We start from the raw sequence: 16,288 nt of genomic DNA, 5'->3' as shown, positions 1-16,288 counted from the left end.
CTATCGGTCGTTGACCGTCGTTGTATCGGAAAATTCTACCGTGACAACCGCACCGAGGCTTACCTTGGTACCGGCCTCCGGACTCTGCTTGGTTGCGGTAGTGTCGCCTGTGATCTGCGCGGACGAAACACCCTTCTGCTTGAGGTACAGACCGTACTCCTCCAGCGTATCGCGGCACTCATCCGGCGACATGCCGGACAGATCGGGCACTTCAACCGCCTCGGTCGGCTTTTCCTCGCCCATGTAGACGATAACCTTGCCGCTGGCCGCAATGCGCATGCCTGCATTCGGCACCTGATCGGTGACGGTATCGCCGTCGCCCTTGATGATGCAGTCAAAGCCTGCGTCGGACAGCGTAGAAATCGCATCGTCGCGCGTCTTGCCGGATACACTCGGCACGGTCAGCTCACGGCGGTCACTCTCGCTGTCGTCGTAGACCGGCGTAATGCCGATATACGGCAGCACATCCTCCATGATGCGGCCGACAACCGGAGCGGCGATCGTACCGCCGGTATGCGTTGCGGATTCCGGCAGGTCGTTGATGGCGACCAGAACCGCGATCTGCGGGTCGTCCATCGGCGCTACGCCGATGAAGGAGGCCGTGTAGCGGTCCTCGGTATCGAGCACCTTGCCGTCACTGTCGTATTCGGGCTGAATCTCGGAGGTCGCAGTCTTGCCGCCGACGCGGTAGCCGGGCACATACGCGTTCTTGCCGGTGCCGTTTGCGACAACCTGCTCCATCGCCCCGCGCATGTAAGCGGAGGTATCCTCGGAAATGACCTGACGGACCACCTCGGTCTCATTCGTGGACTTGACCGAGCCGTCTCCGCCCAGCACTTCCTTGACAACATACGGCTTTTTCAGCTTGCCGTCGTCCACAATCGCGCAGACCATGTTCAGCATCTGAATCGGCGTTACCGTGAAGCGCTGACCGAACGATGCGGTCGCCAGTGCGACTTCGTTCCAGTCACTGGCAACATCCAGCTTATGGAACTGACCCTTGCCCTCACCCGGCAGGTCAATGCCGGTCGGCTCGGTCAGGCCGAACGCCTTGTAAAAGTTGTAAAACCGATCCATGCCGACGCTCTGGGCAATCTGCATCATCGCTACGTTGCAGGAATTCATCAAGGCTTCGGTCAGCGTCTGCATGCCGTGGCCGCTTGTGTTTGCACACTTGATCTCCCAGTTCTCCACCTGCAGGGAGCCGCCGCAGTAGTAGGTGTCCTCGGCATGGGTAGCACCCAGATCATACGCGGTGGAGACCGTCATCAGCTTGAAGGTGGAGCCCGGCTCGTAGTTATCCGCGATAACCGGATTGCGCCACGTTTTCATCAGGATATTGACGCGGGCGCTGCCCAACTCATCCACCAGATCAGAATTGTCATGGATCGCCTCCGGCAGATTGTCCAGACCGCCCTTCTCATACCAGGCATCCGGAATTTCGACCTTTACGTTCTCTTCCTTGAGGATTTTCGCAACATTTTCCTTGAGTTCGTTGATATACTTGTCGCTCGTCAGCTTGTAGGCATCGTTCGGATCAAAGTCCGGCAGGTTGGCCATTGCCAGCACCTCACCGGTCTTGACGTCCATGACGATGCCGGAAACGCCGTCTCGCGCCTCCGGATTGTCGGCAAGTGCGGTCTCGAGGTGCTTTTCCAGATAGTTCTGGATATCGCTGTCGATGGTCAGCACCAGCGAGTTGCCGTCCGTCGCAGGGATATACTGCTGGGTCTCCGGCATAATGTCCTTGTTCTGCTGGTTCTGCACGCGCACCAGACGGCCCGCCGTGCCGGAAAGCTCGTCGTTATACTCGGATTCCAGGCCGTACGCGCCGTTGTTGTCGCTGCCGACGTATCCCAGAACCGCAGACAGGAAGGCGCCGTGCTGATAGTACCGCTTGGTATCCGGCTCAGAGTAGACGCCGGTGCAGTCTGCCGCTTCGAGCTTCTCATCCAGTTCCTTGGATACGTCCTTATCGACCTTCTGCGCGATAATTTCGTACTGCGAGTTCGTCTTCCGGAGCTTCTCCATCACGGTATCGTAATCCACATCCAGCGTTTCGGACAGGATGGTCGCAAGCGTCTGCTGCTGACTTTCCGCCGTGATGCCCTTCTTGACCTTGCTCTCGTCCACAACGGCCTTCGGATCGACCGTGATGCGCTCTACAGCGGCGGATTCAGCCAGAACCTGCATGTTCGCGTCGTAGATCTTGCCGCGGTTGGGCGTGATGAACGTGTCGCGCGTCTGCAGCGCTGTCGCCTGCTGCACATAGAAATCGTGATTGAATACCTGCATATACAGCAGCCGCACGCCTACCAGCCCGAAACCGATCAGTGCAAACAGCACGGTCAGTCCGCGGATACGCGTGCGCATTTGATGGTTGGGTCCCTTAACTGCCATTTAGTCAGCCTCCATATTGTTCCTGAAAAAGCGTAAGGAGTCAGAAGTTATCCACCTCTCACTCCCCTGTACGCATTGTATTCAACTGCTTATCGGATATATTCCACAAGTGCGGAAAAGCGCGCTGCCAGTGCGCTCCACAGACCGTGCAGCGTCATGCTGTCGTCTGCAACGGTGACAAGATCCGGATTGGTCAGCTCCACATATTCGATCTGCGAATTGTCCATCTTGACCATTCCGAGCGTGTCCGTGGCGTACTGCTCTACCTCATCCATGTTCATGCTGTTCATCTGCTTGGTCGTCAGAGAAACATTCTCCGACTGCAGCTCGCTGAGCAGGTCGCTCTGCTCACTCGCTTCCGCGGTAAGCTGGGTCAGCTGCATCTGGCAGAACAGGATAAACGCCGCCGTGATCGCCACCAGAAAAATGCACGGATACACGTCCTGCATCACAGCAGGCTTGCGGCGGTGCTTCTTTTTCTTGACCGGCGCTGCCGCTACCTGCAGATAGCGTTTCGGCTGTACCTCACGCTGCGCAGGAACCTGATCTTCATATTTTCTTGCCGCGTTGTTCCTGCCAGAAGCCATCTTGCGCTTTCCTTTCTTTTGAATTTGCTTTTTCGGTTTAGATTTTTTCACAAACCCGGAGCTTCGCGCTTCGGGCGCGCGGATTCTCCTCAATTTCCCTTTCATCCGGCAGGATCGGCTTGCGCGGCGTCAGCCGAACCTTCGGCTTTTTGCCGCAGATGCATACCGGAAAGTCCTTCGGACAGGTGCAGCCCTGTGCCGCCTGCTGAAAAGCCGCCTTGACGATGCGGTCCTCCAGGCTGTGGAAGGTGATGACCGCCAGTCTGCCGCCCGGATTGAGACAGTCGATGGCTTTTTCCATTGCTTCCCGCACCGCGCCCAGTTCATCGTTTACCGCAATGCGGATCGCCTGAAAGCTGCGCTTCGCCGGATGCTGCTTTTCCCGCAGCGCTTTCGCGGGCATGGCGCCCTTGATCACACGGACAAGCTCCAGCGTGGTCTCAATCGGCTTGTCTGCGCGTTCGCGCTCGATCGCCGCTGCGATCAGCGGTGCGTAGCGCTCCTCGCCGTACTCAAACAGAATGCGGCGGATCTCCTCGCGGCTCCAGCCGTTCACCACATCATACGCGGTCAGCTTCTGCTGCCGGTCCATGCGCATATCGAGCGGCGCATCCTGCATGTAGGAAAAGCCGCGCTCGGCATGATCCAGCTGTGGAGAGGAAACGCCGAGGTCGAACAGAATGCCGTCCGCACCTGCCAGTCCCTGTCCCTCGAGCACTTTGTCGATATCGCGGAAGTCACTCTTGACCGGTGTGACACGCTGCCATACATCCTTGAGGCGGTCCTTCGCGTTTTCGAGTGCTTCGTCATCTCTGTCAATGCAAATCAAACGACCGGTATCATGCAAACGCTCCGCAATGCGGAGCGAGTGACCGGCGCCGCCGGTCGTGGCGTCCACATAAACGCCGTCCGGCTTGATCTGCAGAGCCTCAAGGCAAGGCTCAAGCAAAATGGATACATGATGAAATTCCATAGTTCCCTGCCCTTTTGTTAAAAATCAATATCTTCTACGTCCGCGGCAACAACTTCCGCGTCGATCTCGTCATTGTAAGCGCGCCACTTGTCGCTGTTCCAGATTTCCGCGTGGTCGAGCTGACCGATCACGGTAACATCCTTCTGCAGCTCCGCAAAGGTACGCAGGTTTGCGGGAATGAGGATGCGGCCCTGTGCGTCGAGCTGTGCATCGAACGCATTGGCGAAGTAGTAGCGCTTGACGCGTCTTGCCTTTTCGCCGTTGCCGAGCGTGCGGATCTTGTCCTCCAGACGCTTCCATTCCGCTTCCGGATAAACGGACAGACAGCCATCGAGGCCCTTGGTGACCGTGAAGTGCTCGCCGAGCTCCTCGCGCAGCTTGGCCGGCATTGCCAGACGACCCTTAGCGTCTATGGAATGCTTGTATTCGCCCTTCACTCATTCACACCTGCCCTTCCGCTTTGGTGGAATTTGTGACACTTTACCCCACAACTCTCCACCTTGATTTTATTATAGCGGTACGGAGAATAGATTGCAAGATATTTTTTGCATTATTGCACGAAAAATTCGGGCGTTTTTCTTGCAAATTTTATAGTTTTCGCAATTTTTGCGAACAGTTGTTCGATTGTGTTCGTATGCGGTGTTTTCCTGCATTTTACTGCGAAGTGGAGAGTTATCCCAAAGCTTATCCACAGAGTGTGTATTTTTGTGCAATTTCAGCCGGACATTTTCAGGTTGGTGGCGCAAAGTGGGTGTGAGGTTCTCTTTTTCGGTGCCGGTGGTGAGGAGTGGGTGATGGCGTGGTGCAGACAAAGTGACGGCTGTTATCAAATAAAATTCGCAGGTGCCGTCCGCAACAACGCGTAAGCGAATTGTGCGGCACTGTCATGCCGCACCCAGCGTAGAGTTGCCGATATGTGTAGCAGTACGGTATCTGACACTGCAAACAGGTCTCGACATGGGAGCACACTGTGCTCCCCTACGGCAGAAAAAATCCTCTGCCGTTCCCCCATAGTCTCAGTTCTCTGGCAGGCAGACGCTAAGAGGAAACGGAGTGATTCACAAGAGGGGTGGAAACCTTAGGTGTCCATCCCTCTTGTGCCCCTGCCGGGCAGGCAAGTTCCGTTCGCTTCGCAAGCGACAAATTTCCGTTGTGCCGGTACCGCAAAGAACACGAAAAAGCAGCCACCCGAAGGTGACTGCCTGCATTTCGGTTTTACTTTGCGATGCTCTTGAAGCGCTGGCGTGCCTTGCGGACCTCCTCCAGACCGAGAGCTACTGCCTCCTCGGTACGCTTGAGGGTATCCTCGCAGTACTCATTTGCCACGCGGCGCAGCTCACGAGCCTGAATCTCGGCATTGCCCTGTACTTCCTTGGCCTTGCGGCGTGCCGCTACGACAATCTCGGTCTCGGAGACCATCTGGCGTGCATCCTCCTCAGCCTGACGGCGGATCGCCTCAGCCTCACGCTTGCCGGATGCCAGCATCTCACTGCGCTTTGCAACAATTTCCTGTGCCTGCTGCAGATCGTTCGGCAGAGCCTCACGCAGCTCGTCCAGCATATCCAGCATGTGGTCGCGCTCTACGATGCACTTCTCGCCTGCCAGCGGAATGCCCTTTGCATCCTGCACCATATCATACATGCGGTTAATGAGTTCCTCTAAAGTTGCCATTTTTACTCTCCCTTTCTAATTCGGCGCACAATGTCCTGCATAATCCCCTCGGGAACAAAATCGGCGACACCGCCGCCGTGTACCGCAATATCCTTCACGATTGAGGAAGAGAGGTACATATATTCCGCACTTGTCATCAAAAACACGGTATCCAGCTCAGGATTGAGCTTGCGGTTGGCAAGTGCCATTTGGAATTCGTATTCAAAATCCGAAACCGCACGCAGACCCTTTACGATGGCGCATGCGTTTTTCTGCTTGGCGTAGTCCGCCAGCAGGCCGCCGAAGGATTCCACCTCGACGTTTGGCAGGTCAGCTGTTGTCCGCTTTAAGAATTCCACACGTTCCTCGGCGGTAAAAGCGGGTTTTTTGTTCTGGTTGTGCATTACCGCAACGATCAGCCGGTCAAACATGACCGACGCACGGCGGATGATATCCAGATGTCCCAGTGTGACAGGGTCAAAGCTGCCCGGATAAATCGCAATTTTCATTTATTTCATTCCGTTTCGCCACTCTGCCGCTGCAGAATGGTAATCATGGTAGCGCCGTAGCGGCGTTCCCGCACGACCGCGAAGCCGTGGGAGAATCTGTCCTCTACTGCACTTTCGCATATTATTATACCATTTACAGAGAGAATGTCAAACGTTTCTATCTGTTTCAGCGCATTTTCTAAGATCACGCCGCCGTACGGAGGATCCAGAAAGATCACGTCGTACCGTTCCCTGCCTGCTTTGGAAACAAATTCCGCTGCCTCCGTGCGGTGGAGCACCGCCTTATCCTTCACACGCGCACTTTCGACGTTTTTGCTCACGATGCCGTAAGCTGCCTTGTTGTGCTCGACAAAATCGCAGTGAGCAGCGCCGCGCGAAAGCGCCTCAATGCCAAGCTGACCGGTGCCCGCAAACAGGTCGAGCACCTCGGCACCGCGCACATGATCCTGTATCAGATTGAATACGTTTTCTTTTACCCGATCGGTGGTCGGGCGGGTGTTCATGCCGGGCACCGGCTGCAGCTTGCAGCCGCGTGCAGTTCCGGATACAACTCTCATGGTAGCCTCCTGCTGAAATTTTTTAACAATAACATCACTCTATCGTGTAGGGCGGGATGAGAGCACCCCGCCCTATGGAAACCCAGATACATCATGCGGTTTCGTAATATTTATGAATCCTGATGAAAAAATTCGTAAACGCTCTGCGCGGCATTCCTCGGCAGAATCCTTGCCAGCTCCTGCTCGGACGCCTGCCGGATATTCTCAATGCTGCCGAAGTGCTTGAGCAGGTCGGTTCTGCGCTTATCGCCCACGCCCGGGATTTTATCCAGTGTGGAGCCGCGTACCTTTTTGCCGCCCAGCTTGCGGTTATACTCGATGGCGAACCGGTGGACCTCCTCCTGCATGCGGCCGATGAGCGCAAACAGCGCCGGAGTCGCCGAGATGCCGAACTCACGGCCGTCCGGCGCAACGAGGGCACGGGTACGGTGGCGGTCGTCCTTGACCATGCCGAAGCACGGAACCGACAGCCCGAACGAGTCGAGCACCTCCTTGCAGACGTGCACATGACCCAGACCGCCGTCGATCATAAACGCGTTCGGCAACGGCGCAAACTTCTCGTCGCCGTCCACATAGCGCTGCACGCGGCGCGTGAGCATTTCACGCATGGAGGCATAGTCATCCTGTCCGTTGGCGGCACACGCAATCTTAAACTTGCGGTAATCGCTCTTTTTCGGCTGACCCTCGACAAACACGATCATCGAGCCGACCGTATCCTGTCCGGCAAAGTTGGAAATGTCGTAGGCTTCCAACCGAAGCGGTAATGCCGCCATTCCGGTGACATTCTGCAGCAGTTCAAGCGATTTATGCCGTCTCTCGGACTGCTTCTCTCTGCGTTCGATCTCCTCGAAGGCGTTTTTCTCCGCGAGGCGGGTCAGCACCCGGCGTTCGCCGCGCTGCGGCACGACAAGCTCCACCTTGCGCTCTGCGATGGACGAAAGATATTCGCCGACGGCGTCCTGCTCCTCAATCTCGTGCGAGAGCAGAACGGTTTTCGCCACCGCATTGCGCTGTGCATAATACTGCTTGATGAACGAGGAAAGCACCTCGGCAGGGTCGCTCTCGGTGACGTGGAAGAACGTGTATTCCTTATCCTGCAAGGTGCCGCCGCTGTAATGCAGCACGCAGACACACGCGCGAGTCTGTCCCTGCACAAAGGCGATAACGTCCAGCTCCGCGAACGCACCCGCGACAACATGCTGCCTGGTGCCCAGCTTCTGGATGGCACGCAGACGGTCGCGCAGGACGGCGGCACGCTCGAACTGCAGTTCCTCGGCGGCTTCATTCATCTTCTCGGTCAGCTCACGCTCGAGCTTTTTTGCGTCGCCCTCGAACAGCGAGATCGCCTGTTCGATCAGCGCGTGATACTCCTCCGGACTGACCTTGCCGGTGCACGGCGCGCAGCAGCGGCCAAGGTGCAGATTCAGGCACGGACGGTCCTTGCCGATGTCCCGCGGAAAGGAACGCGCACAGCTTTTCAGGTGCAGTGCTTCACCAATCGTATCAATCGCTCGTCTTGCGGCACCGCGGCCCATGTACGGACCAAAGTACCGCGCTCCGTCATGTGCAGGCTTGGAGACAATTTTGAAATCCGGATAGGACAGAGTGGTGTCCAGCCGCACATACGGATAGCCTTTGTCGTCCTTGAGCAGAATGTTGTACTTCGGCTTGTACTTCTTTATCATCGAGTTCTCGAGCACGAGCGCTTCAAACTCGCTGTCTGTGACGATGATATCGAAGTCGTCGATATGGCTGACCAGCTGGCGCGTCTTGGCGTTCAGCCGTTCGGGCGGCTGAAAGTAGTTGGACACGCGGTTGCGGAGCAGCTTGGCCTTGCCGACGTAAATCACCTTGCCGGTCTTATCCTTGTGCATATAAACGCCGGGCTGCATGGGCAGCCTGCGCACGCGCTCCTTCAACTGTTCTCTTGTCATGCGGACTGCCCTCCTTGCCCTCAATCGTCATTTGCAAAAATAAAAGCGCCGATCAAAACAACCGGCGCTTTTCCCTCAGGACGCGATAACTTAGTCAGTAAAATTGGATGTGATAAGCTCAACCAGCGCGGAAACAGCCTCTTCCTCATCCGGGCCGTCAGCGATCAGGTTGATGGTAGTGCCCTTGGTGATACCCAGGGACAGAATGCCGAGCAGGCTCTTCGCGTTTACGCGGCGCTCTTCCTTCTCTACCAGGATGGTAGACTTGAACTCATTTGCCTTCTGAATGAAAAAAGTTGCCGGGCGGGCATATAAGCCTACCTGATTGGTAACCTGTACCTCTTTTGAATACATATCTGCATCGCTCCTATTTCTTCAAATCCGTTGTATATAGTCTATCGCTTTTTTGCATTTTCGTCAAGGACTATTTCCAGATGTGCCCTTTGCTTTTTAAATGAATTTTTCAAAAAACGTACTGATTTATAGGGCATTATGCCCTATTCGCCGGTTTTTGATTCCCGAAACAGGTATTTTTAGGGCAATACCACATAATTCATTAAAAGAAATCTATGCGTAAACTGTGCAGGATTGCCTCAGCGCAATTCGACAATCGTTACGCCCTGCTCTCCTTCGCCGTAAACACCGCTGCGGACGCTCTTGACGCGCTTGTTTTTCCGCAGATGCTGCTGCACAGCCGTGCGGAGCACGCCGGTTCCCTTGCCGTGGATGACCGTAACAGACGGCAGTCCGGCCATGATGGCGCGCGACAGGAAGTTGTCCACCTCAAAGAGAGCCTCCTCGGCGCTCATGCCGCGCACATCGACTTCGCTTTCCGCCGAGCGGATGTTAAGTTCTCTGCGCGGAGCGTCACGCCGCGGCTGCGGCTTGGGCTTGGGCGCGTTCTTCTTCTCCTCAACGAGACGCAGCTCGTTCTCCTTGACCGTCATCTTCATCGGGCCTGCCTGCACCTGCACGCTGCCGTCCCTGTCCGCCGGAGCGAGCACGGTCGCAATGACGCCGCCGACGTTGAGCAGGCGCACACGGTCGCCCTTCTGCACCGAACGAATCTCGTCAGCCTCGACAACGCGCTTCTGGATGCCGCGGCGCTGTTCGTTCTCGGTTTGGGTGATGACACCGCGCAGCGCCGCCTTGGCTGCCGCGAGGTTCTGGTCGGCGTTCTTCTTCTGCGCCTTCTTTTTGAGCGTTTCCAGCTCGTCGAACACGGTTTCCGCCGTCATGCGGGCGTTTTTGAGGATGTTGTCCGCCTGTCCGCGGGCGCTCTCCATCATCTTGTCCACACGATCCTCGGCAGCATCGCGCTCGGCACGCATCTTGTCGCGCTCGGACTGCGCGGCAGAGCGCATGCGCTGCGCTTCTTCCTTCATCTGCTCGACACGGCGGCGTTCGCGCTCAAGCTCCGCCAGAACGTCCTCGAAACGGGCGTCCTCGGTAGAGACCTGCTCCTTCGCCCGCTCGATGATGGTCGGCTGCAGACCCAGACGAGCCGCAATCGCGAACGCATTCGACTTGCCCGGAATACCGGTCAGCAAACGGTAGGTCGGCTGCAGGGATTTGACGTCAAACTCGCAGGAGGCGTTCTCAACGCCGTCCGTGGTCAGCGCAAACGTTTTCAGTTCGGCGTAGTGCGTGGTGGCGGCAACGCACGCGCCCATCTGGCGGGCATAGCCGATAACGGCAACCGCCAGAGCCGCACCCTCAACCGGGTCGGTACCCGCACCCAATTCGTCGAACAGCACGAGGTCGCCCTGCCCACAGCAGTCCATGATGGACACGATGGTCTTCATGTGCGCGGAGAACGTGGACAGGCTCTGCTCGATGCTCTGCTCGTCACCGATATCGGCATAAACATGCTCAAACAGGCCGATTTCCGACTGCTCGTTCGCCGGAATATGCAGGCCGCTGGCAGCCATGAGCGACAGCAGACCGAGGGTTTTGAGCGAAACCGTCTTGCCGCCGGTGTTCGGGCCGGTGATGACGAGCGTGTCGTAATCATAGCCGATGGCGATGTCGATAGGCACCGCCTTGTCCTTATCGAGCAGCGGATGGCGCGCGCGAAGCAGCTTGCAGCGGCTGCCGTCCTCAACAAGCACAGGCGCACAGGCGTTCATGTCGAACGACAGCTTGGCACGCGCAAAGATGAAGTCCAGCGTGGTCAGCGCATCGTAGTCCTGCTCGATGGCGCCCTTGTACATGGACACGCGCGACGACAGCTCCGCGAGGATGCGTTCGATCTCGTTTTCCTCTCGGCCTTCGAGCACCTTAATCTGGTTGTTGATTTCCACGACCTGCTGCGGCTCGACGAACACGGTCGCACCGGTGGACGAGGTATCGTGCACCAGACCGGGCACATCGCCGCGGTGCTCCACCTTGACCGGCACAACGAAGCGGCCGTTTCTCTGGGTGATGATATTCTCCTGCAGGTACTTGGAGCGCTCACCCGAGATCATGCGGTTGAGCGTTTCGCGCACCTTGCCGGACACGCGGCGCAGCTCACGGCGGATGCTCAGCAGCTCGGGAGACGCACCGTCCGCGATCTCCTCCTCGGAGATGATGGCGGTGGTGATGGATTCCTCCAGATCACGGTTGCCGGAGAGCAGACCGAAAATGGGCGTGAGCGTGGTCTTGGTTTCGTGCTCGGCATCGTACAGCAGAGCACGGCGCGCGGTCTGCAGCAGACTTGCCACAGCCAGCAGCTCGCGCGGGTTGAGCGTGCCGCCGCGGTCCGCGCGGGACAGGATCGCGCCGACCTCTCGGATGCCGCCAAAGGCAGGACTGCCCTGACGAACCATCAGGTCCTTCGCGTCCGTGGTCTGCTGCAGCCACAGCTCGGCCTGCTCGTGGTCGTCCAGCGGACGAAGCGCGCGGCATTTCTCCTTTGCCGCCTGCGATGCCGCCTGTCCGGCCAGTTTTTCCAGTATTTCGTAGTATTCCAGTGTTTTAAGGGATTTTTCGCCTAATTTGTTCATTTCAAACTCCCGTAAAATCTTCTTGTTGTTTATTCGCTTTCGCAGGGTGCGCCGAGGTCGTCGCACCCTGCGATATAGCTGTGCATTATCTTATGACTGCGTTTACCCCATCCAAACCAGCACCGCCATGACCGCCAGCGACACGATGACAAGCACCATATTCCCGCGCCAGATGCGCAGCAGTGCTGCACCGATCTCGCCGCTTTCCTCAGCGGTGTACTGCCACTGTTCTCTCCGACCGGGGTTCCAGAACCAGATAAAGCCGAACTCGGCGGCAATGCGCTGATAGTCCTCATTCGGCAGATTGGCCTTGCAGTCGTTCAGGAAGCACCGTCCCAGCCACAGCATATATCCGATGGCGCACAGTACACTAAGCAGCAGCACGAGCATCTTTGCGCTCGGTATGAGCCAGTACAAGGCGATTGCACAGACGTCTGTAAGAATCAGATTTCTCGTTGCCTTCCACATGGAGACTGCTTTGCGATCCATACTGCTGCTCCTTTCTGTCACCTGTTTATTGGGATAGATGAGTATTCGTGTAGAAATGCGTAGAATGTCGTAGAAGAATACACTATTATTCCAAATATTGTATATTTCTCTACACGTCTATATACCATCACTTCATCGGCGCCTGCAGCGACCGATAAAACTGCAGACTCTCGAATCCTCGTCCGAGATGATACTTTACATACTCCTCCGCCATGCCGCAGAACTGCTCTCTGGCGGGTCCGTTGAGCGCGAACGCATAGACCTTGTTCGGCTCGGCTGTCAGCACATGAAGCATCGCCCGCAGGGTACTGTCCACAAGCTGTGCATAACCGCCGACTCTCCCCGCGCACTTTGCGTCCGCGGCTGTGCCCGCCCGAACGGAAAAGCACACCGGCGGGTTCTCTATCACTTCGCCGCACACACCGCATGAGGTTAAATCCGGTGCGTAGCCGCTCTCGGCCATAATGCGCCACTCGAACGCCGCCTTGACAAGCTCCGGGTCGCGTTTGCCGCCCTCGAGTGCATACAGCGCGTACAGCAGCAGACGGCACAGTGCCGGATTGTCGAAATCCGGCACTGTCAGAGCGGTTGTCAGCTCGTTTAAATAGCACGACAGCGCGTACTTCTCGATATCGCCTGCCAGCGCGAAGAATGAGTGTACAAGGTCGGCGTCTCTTAACGTGTACCTGCCGCCTCTGTCCGACAGAATGAACTCCGAGTAGCACAGCTGCCGTGCCGCCGGATTTTGCTTTTTTCCGCGCCGCGCGTTCTTGCACAGGATTTCAATCCTGCGGCCGTCCTCGGTCAATGCGGTCAGATAGCGGTCAAAGTCACCGAAATCCACCTCGCGCAGACCGAGTGCCCGCAGCTTGACCTCGGCCATTTACTGATCCTCGTAGCCGAAGTTGCGCATCTGGTACTGGTTGTTGCGCCAGCCCTCCTTGACCTTGACCCACAGCTCAAGGAATACCTTGGCATCCAGCATGCGCTCGATGTCCGCGCGCGCCTGCTGGCCGATTTCTTTCAGCATCGCGCCGCGCTTGCCGATGATAATGCCCTTGTGGCTGGCCTTCTCGCAGTAGATCACCGCGTTGATCTCCACCAGACCGTCCTCGCGCTCGTTCCAGCGCTCAATGCCGACGGCTACACCGTGCGGAACCTCGCGGTCGAGCAGGCGCAGCATCTTCTCGCGGATAATTTCAGCGACAAGCTGGCGCTCCGGCTGATCGGATACCATGTCCTCCGGGAACAGTTGCGGGCCTTCGATGGCATACTTGTCGATTTCGGTGAGCAGCTCCTCTACACCCTCGCCCGTGCGTGCCGAGATGGGCACAACCGCATCGAACTCATGCACTGCCGCATAGGTCGCGATAACGGCCAGCAGCTCCTCCTTCTTGACGGTGTCGATCTTATTGATGACGAGGATTGCCGGCATGTGATGCTGCTTGATCTGTGCAATCAGGCTTTCCTCAGCAGGACCGATGTTCGGGATAGGCTCTACCACCAGAACGGCAACGTCCACCTCGGAAACCGTGTCCGTCACCACCTTGCACATGTAGTCGCCCAGACGGGAGCGCGGCTTGTGCAGACCTGGGGTGTCCAGCAGAACATACTGCGTTTCACCGCGGCTGAGTACGCCCGTGATGCGCGTGCGCGTCGTCTGCGGCTTGCTGGATACGATGGCCACCTTCTGACCCACCAGCTTGTTTGTCAGCGTGGATTTGCCCACGTTCGGCCGTCCTACAACGGATACGACCGCAGTTTTTGTAATTTTGCTCATTTATTTATCTCCAGTACAGTAATTGAGAATTGAGAATGGAAAATTGAAAATGTCGCTATCCTTGCGCGAGTTCCGTCCGCGCTGCGACGAGCTATTCTTGCGCGAGTTCCGTCCGCGCTGCGACAAGCTATCCTTGTGCGAATTCTCCATTATTATTGAATTCTTCCAAAGTGGAACACGAACCAGACAGCAATCGGCACGGTGACCACAACCGCCATGCCAAGCCACAGCCTGTACCACAAAAATTTGATGGCTGCCGCAAGCACGCCGTTTCCGATAAAGATACACGCGCCGACCGCGACGCACGCTGCCGCGCACACAAACACGCCTGCCGCCGCGATATCCTTCGCGTTGCGTACCATGCCGTCATACCCGCTCGCCTGCTTGTCGCACAGACGCTCGATGGCGGTATTCAGCAGCTCCGCGCCCATAGTAAGGCCGAAGCAGATACACAGGATGGCCGCTTCGGTCATGCTCACGCCGCCGAACACGCCGAACAGGATGACGTAGAACGCCGCCGTCATGTGCACGCGGAAGTTGCGCTCGTCATGGATGCACAGCCGCAGACCGCGGAAGGCGTGCAGAAAGCTCTCGCTCAGTTTTCGGATATTCTTTTTCATGGCTCAGTCCCGCGTCAGGCCGAGGAACGCAAGGTTGTCCTCTTCCTTGCTGCGCATCAGGCGAGTGTCCTCGTCATTGCGTTCGTGGTCGTAGCCGAGCAGGTGCAGCACGGAATGCGTGGTCAGGTAGCCGCACTCTCTTGCAGGCGAGTGCCCGAACTGCTCGGCCTGCTCACAGGCGCGCGTGTAGCATAAAATCATATCACCGAGCATGACACAGCCGGAGTCCGGTTCGGCCTCCAACTCCTCCTGCGGCTCACCGTTGAGGAATTCGTACATCGGGAACGAGAGAACGTCTGTCACGGCATCCTTATTCCGGTACTCGGCGTTCATCTCGCGGATAGCGTCGGCATCGACAACGGTAACGTCGATTTCGGCGTCAAAGTCCACCTGCTCGCTCGTCAGCACGCGCTCGGCGCAGGTGCGAATGAGCTCACGCACGCTGTTTTCGTCCGCTACCTCGGTCTCAAAGCCGATATTGATCTGATGATTCATCATTTTCCCTCCCTGCGGCGGGTCGGAAGGCGCTTTCCTGCCGGTTTTGCGGCAGGCTTGCCCTTGCCCTTTTTGTTTTCGTACTCTGCATATGCCTTGACGATGCGCTGCACCAGCTCATGGCGCACAACGTCCTTTTCGGTCAGGAAGCACTGGGCGATGCCCTCTACGCCGTCCAGCACGCGCAGCGCTTCGCGCAGACCGGACTGCTTGCCGTCCGGCAGGTCGATCTGGGTAATATCGCCCGTGATGACCGCCTTGGAGCCGAAGCCCAGTCGGGTGAGGAACATTTTCATCTGCTCGGGCGTGGTGTTCTGCGCCTCATCGAGAATGATGAAGCTGTCGTCGAGCGTGCGTCCGCGCATGTACGCAAGCGGGGCAACCTCGATGGAGCCGCGCTCCTGATATTTGGTGAAATTGTCCGCGCCGAGCATATCAAACAGGCCGTCGTACAGCGGGCGCAGATACGGGTCTACCTTGCTCTGCAGGTCGCCGGGCAGAAAGCCGAGCTTCTCGCCTGCTTCGACCGCCGGACGGGTCAGGATGATGCGGGAGACCTGCTTGTCCCGAAAGGCCGCAACAGCCGCCGCAACGGCGAGATAGGTCTTGCCGGTACCGGCAGGGCCAACGCCCATAACGATAGTGTTCTTGCGGATAGCCTCCATGTATTTTTTCTGACCGAGCGTTTTCGCCTTGACCGGCTTGCCCTTGGCCGTGATGCACAGCACATCGCGGCTCATCGTGTGAACCTCGCTCTCACGGCCGTCCTTTGCCAAACCGATGACGTACTGCACGGTCTGTGTGCCGATGGATTCTCCTCGGCCTGCCATCGCCAGCAGCGCCGTAATCGCGCGTGCCGCGATGGACACGCCTTCGTCCTCGCCGGTGATCTTCAGCTCGGTTCCGCGGCTGATGACCGAGACGTTCAGTTCCCGCTCGATCTGCTTGATGTTTTCGTCAAATGCACCGAATACTGCCATCAGCAGTTCGGTCTGCTCGATTTGCATTACCTGTTCTATGATTACACCCTCTTATGTTTAATTAGTAATTAGAGTTAGGAATTAAATGTTAGTTTTCATCCGTGCAAGGCAGGAGGCAGGCGTTTTCCCTGTCGTTACCTGCTCTCCTGCGGATAGTGTTTATCTATCAAATAAACTGTATGCAAGTGTATGTATCTGTTGCAATAACTCGTTCAACATACAGTTGCATACGGTTACATACAGTTAATTTTCATATATCTGCAGCAATACATGATGTTTTACCGCAGGGTGCGGCAAGGTGAATTACGGCAACGCCGCAAGAGAAGG

General features: G+C 57.0%; 16 protein-coding genes. All 16 read right to left on the bottom strand.

What is annotated here, in order from left to right:
- The 16 genes from PGS25_RS02390 to PGS25_RS02315 all read right to left on the bottom strand — a co-directional run bounded on the left by PGS25_RS02390 (position 1) and on the right by PGS25_RS02315 (position 15,988).
- Positions 1–2,400: a penicillin-binding transpeptidase domain-containing protein gene (locus PGS25_RS02390; protein WP_270417582.1), complete on the bottom strand. Its 2,400-nt coding sequence runs from the start codon at positions 2,398–2,400 to the stop codon at positions 1–3.
- 89 nt (positions 2,401–2,489) lie between these two features.
- Positions 2,490–2,987: a hypothetical protein gene (locus PGS25_RS02385; RefSeq protein WP_270417581.1), complete on the bottom strand. Its 498-nt coding sequence runs from the start codon at positions 2,985–2,987 to the stop codon at positions 2,490–2,492.
- Between the two features lie 37 nt (positions 2,988–3,024).
- A complete protein-coding gene (gene rsmH / locus PGS25_RS02380; RefSeq protein ID WP_110436331.1) occupies positions 3,025–3,960 on the bottom strand; it encodes a 16S rRNA (cytosine(1402)-N(4))-methyltransferase RsmH in 936 nt (311 codons plus the stop codon).
- A 17-nt stretch (positions 3,961–3,977) separates the two neighbouring features.
- Positions 3,978–4,397 (bottom strand): division/cell wall cluster transcriptional repressor MraZ, encoded by a 420-nt coding sequence (gene mraZ / locus PGS25_RS02375; RefSeq protein ID WP_227600590.1) that lies wholly within the window; start codon positions 4,395–4,397, stop codon positions 3,978–3,980.
- 778 nt (positions 4,398–5,175) lie between these two features.
- Positions 5,176–5,631 carry a hypothetical protein gene (locus tag PGS25_RS02370; protein ID WP_110436330.1) on the bottom strand — a complete coding sequence of 152 codons (456 nt, stop codon included), beginning with the start codon at positions 5,629–5,631 and terminating at the stop codon, positions 5,176–5,178.
- Positions 5,632–5,633: 2 nt separating this feature from the next.
- Positions 5,634–6,119 (bottom strand): pantetheine-phosphate adenylyltransferase, encoded by a 486-nt coding sequence (gene coaD / locus PGS25_RS02365; protein ID WP_118285617.1) that lies wholly within the window; start codon positions 6,117–6,119, stop codon positions 5,634–5,636.
- A 5-nt stretch (positions 6,120–6,124) separates the two neighbouring features.
- Positions 6,125–6,676: a 16S rRNA (guanine(966)-N(2))-methyltransferase RsmD gene (rsmD, locus tag PGS25_RS02360; RefSeq protein ID WP_270417580.1), complete on the bottom strand. Its 552-nt coding sequence runs from the start codon at positions 6,674–6,676 to the stop codon at positions 6,125–6,127.
- A gap of 110 nt (positions 6,677–6,786) precedes the next feature.
- Complete coding sequence (gene uvrC, locus PGS25_RS02355) at positions 6,787–8,610, bottom strand: excinuclease ABC subunit UvrC (RefSeq protein WP_270417579.1); 1,824 nt, start codon at positions 8,608–8,610, stop codon at positions 6,787–6,789.
- A gap of 90 nt (positions 8,611–8,700) precedes the next feature.
- Positions 8,701–8,964, bottom strand: a complete 264-nt coding sequence (locus tag PGS25_RS02350) for an HPr family phosphocarrier protein (protein WP_107632189.1) — start codon at positions 8,962–8,964, stop codon at positions 8,701–8,703.
- A gap of 239 nt (positions 8,965–9,203) precedes the next feature.
- Complete coding sequence (locus PGS25_RS02345; RefSeq protein ID WP_270417578.1) at positions 9,204–11,597, bottom strand: endonuclease MutS2; 2,394 nt, start codon at positions 11,595–11,597, stop codon at positions 9,204–9,206.
- Between the two features lie 102 nt (positions 11,598–11,699).
- A complete protein-coding gene (locus PGS25_RS02340) occupies positions 11,700–12,086 on the bottom strand; it encodes a hypothetical protein (protein ID WP_270417576.1) in 387 nt (128 codons plus the stop codon).
- 127 nt (positions 12,087–12,213) lie between these two features.
- The gene (gene recO / locus PGS25_RS02335; RefSeq protein ID WP_270417573.1) at positions 12,214–12,969 is read right to left on the bottom strand and encodes a DNA repair protein RecO; all 756 of its coding nucleotides are present in this window, start codon (positions 12,967–12,969) and stop codon (positions 12,214–12,216) included.
- The gene (gene era / locus PGS25_RS02330; protein ID WP_110436323.1) at positions 12,970–13,866 is read right to left on the bottom strand and encodes a GTPase Era; all 897 of its coding nucleotides are present in this window, start codon (positions 13,864–13,866) and stop codon (positions 12,970–12,972) included.
- Between the two features lie 152 nt (positions 13,867–14,018).
- Complete coding sequence (locus PGS25_RS02325; protein WP_118285623.1) at positions 14,019–14,486, bottom strand: diacylglycerol kinase family protein; 468 nt, start codon at positions 14,484–14,486, stop codon at positions 14,019–14,021.
- Between the two features lie 3 nt (positions 14,487–14,489).
- Positions 14,490–14,981 (bottom strand): rRNA maturation RNase YbeY, encoded by a 492-nt coding sequence (gene ybeY / locus PGS25_RS02320; protein WP_116705409.1) that lies wholly within the window; start codon positions 14,979–14,981, stop codon positions 14,490–14,492.
- A complete protein-coding gene (locus PGS25_RS02315; protein WP_270417571.1) occupies positions 14,981–15,988 on the bottom strand; it encodes a PhoH family protein in 1,008 nt (335 codons plus the stop codon). The genes ybeY and PGS25_RS02315 overlap by 1 nt, the downstream gene beginning before the upstream one ends.
- Positions 15,989–16,288 lie beyond the last annotated feature (300 nt).

This window comes from Butyricicoccus sp. AM78-15b2TA (genome assembly GCF_027665985.1).
In the GTDB taxonomy this organism is placed as follows: Bacteria; Bacillota; Clostridia; order Oscillospirales; family Butyricicoccaceae; genus Agathobaculum; species Agathobaculum butyriciproducens.
The sequence above is the reverse complement of the archived record's forward strand: the minus strand, read 5'-3'. Positions and strand labels throughout refer to the sequence as shown.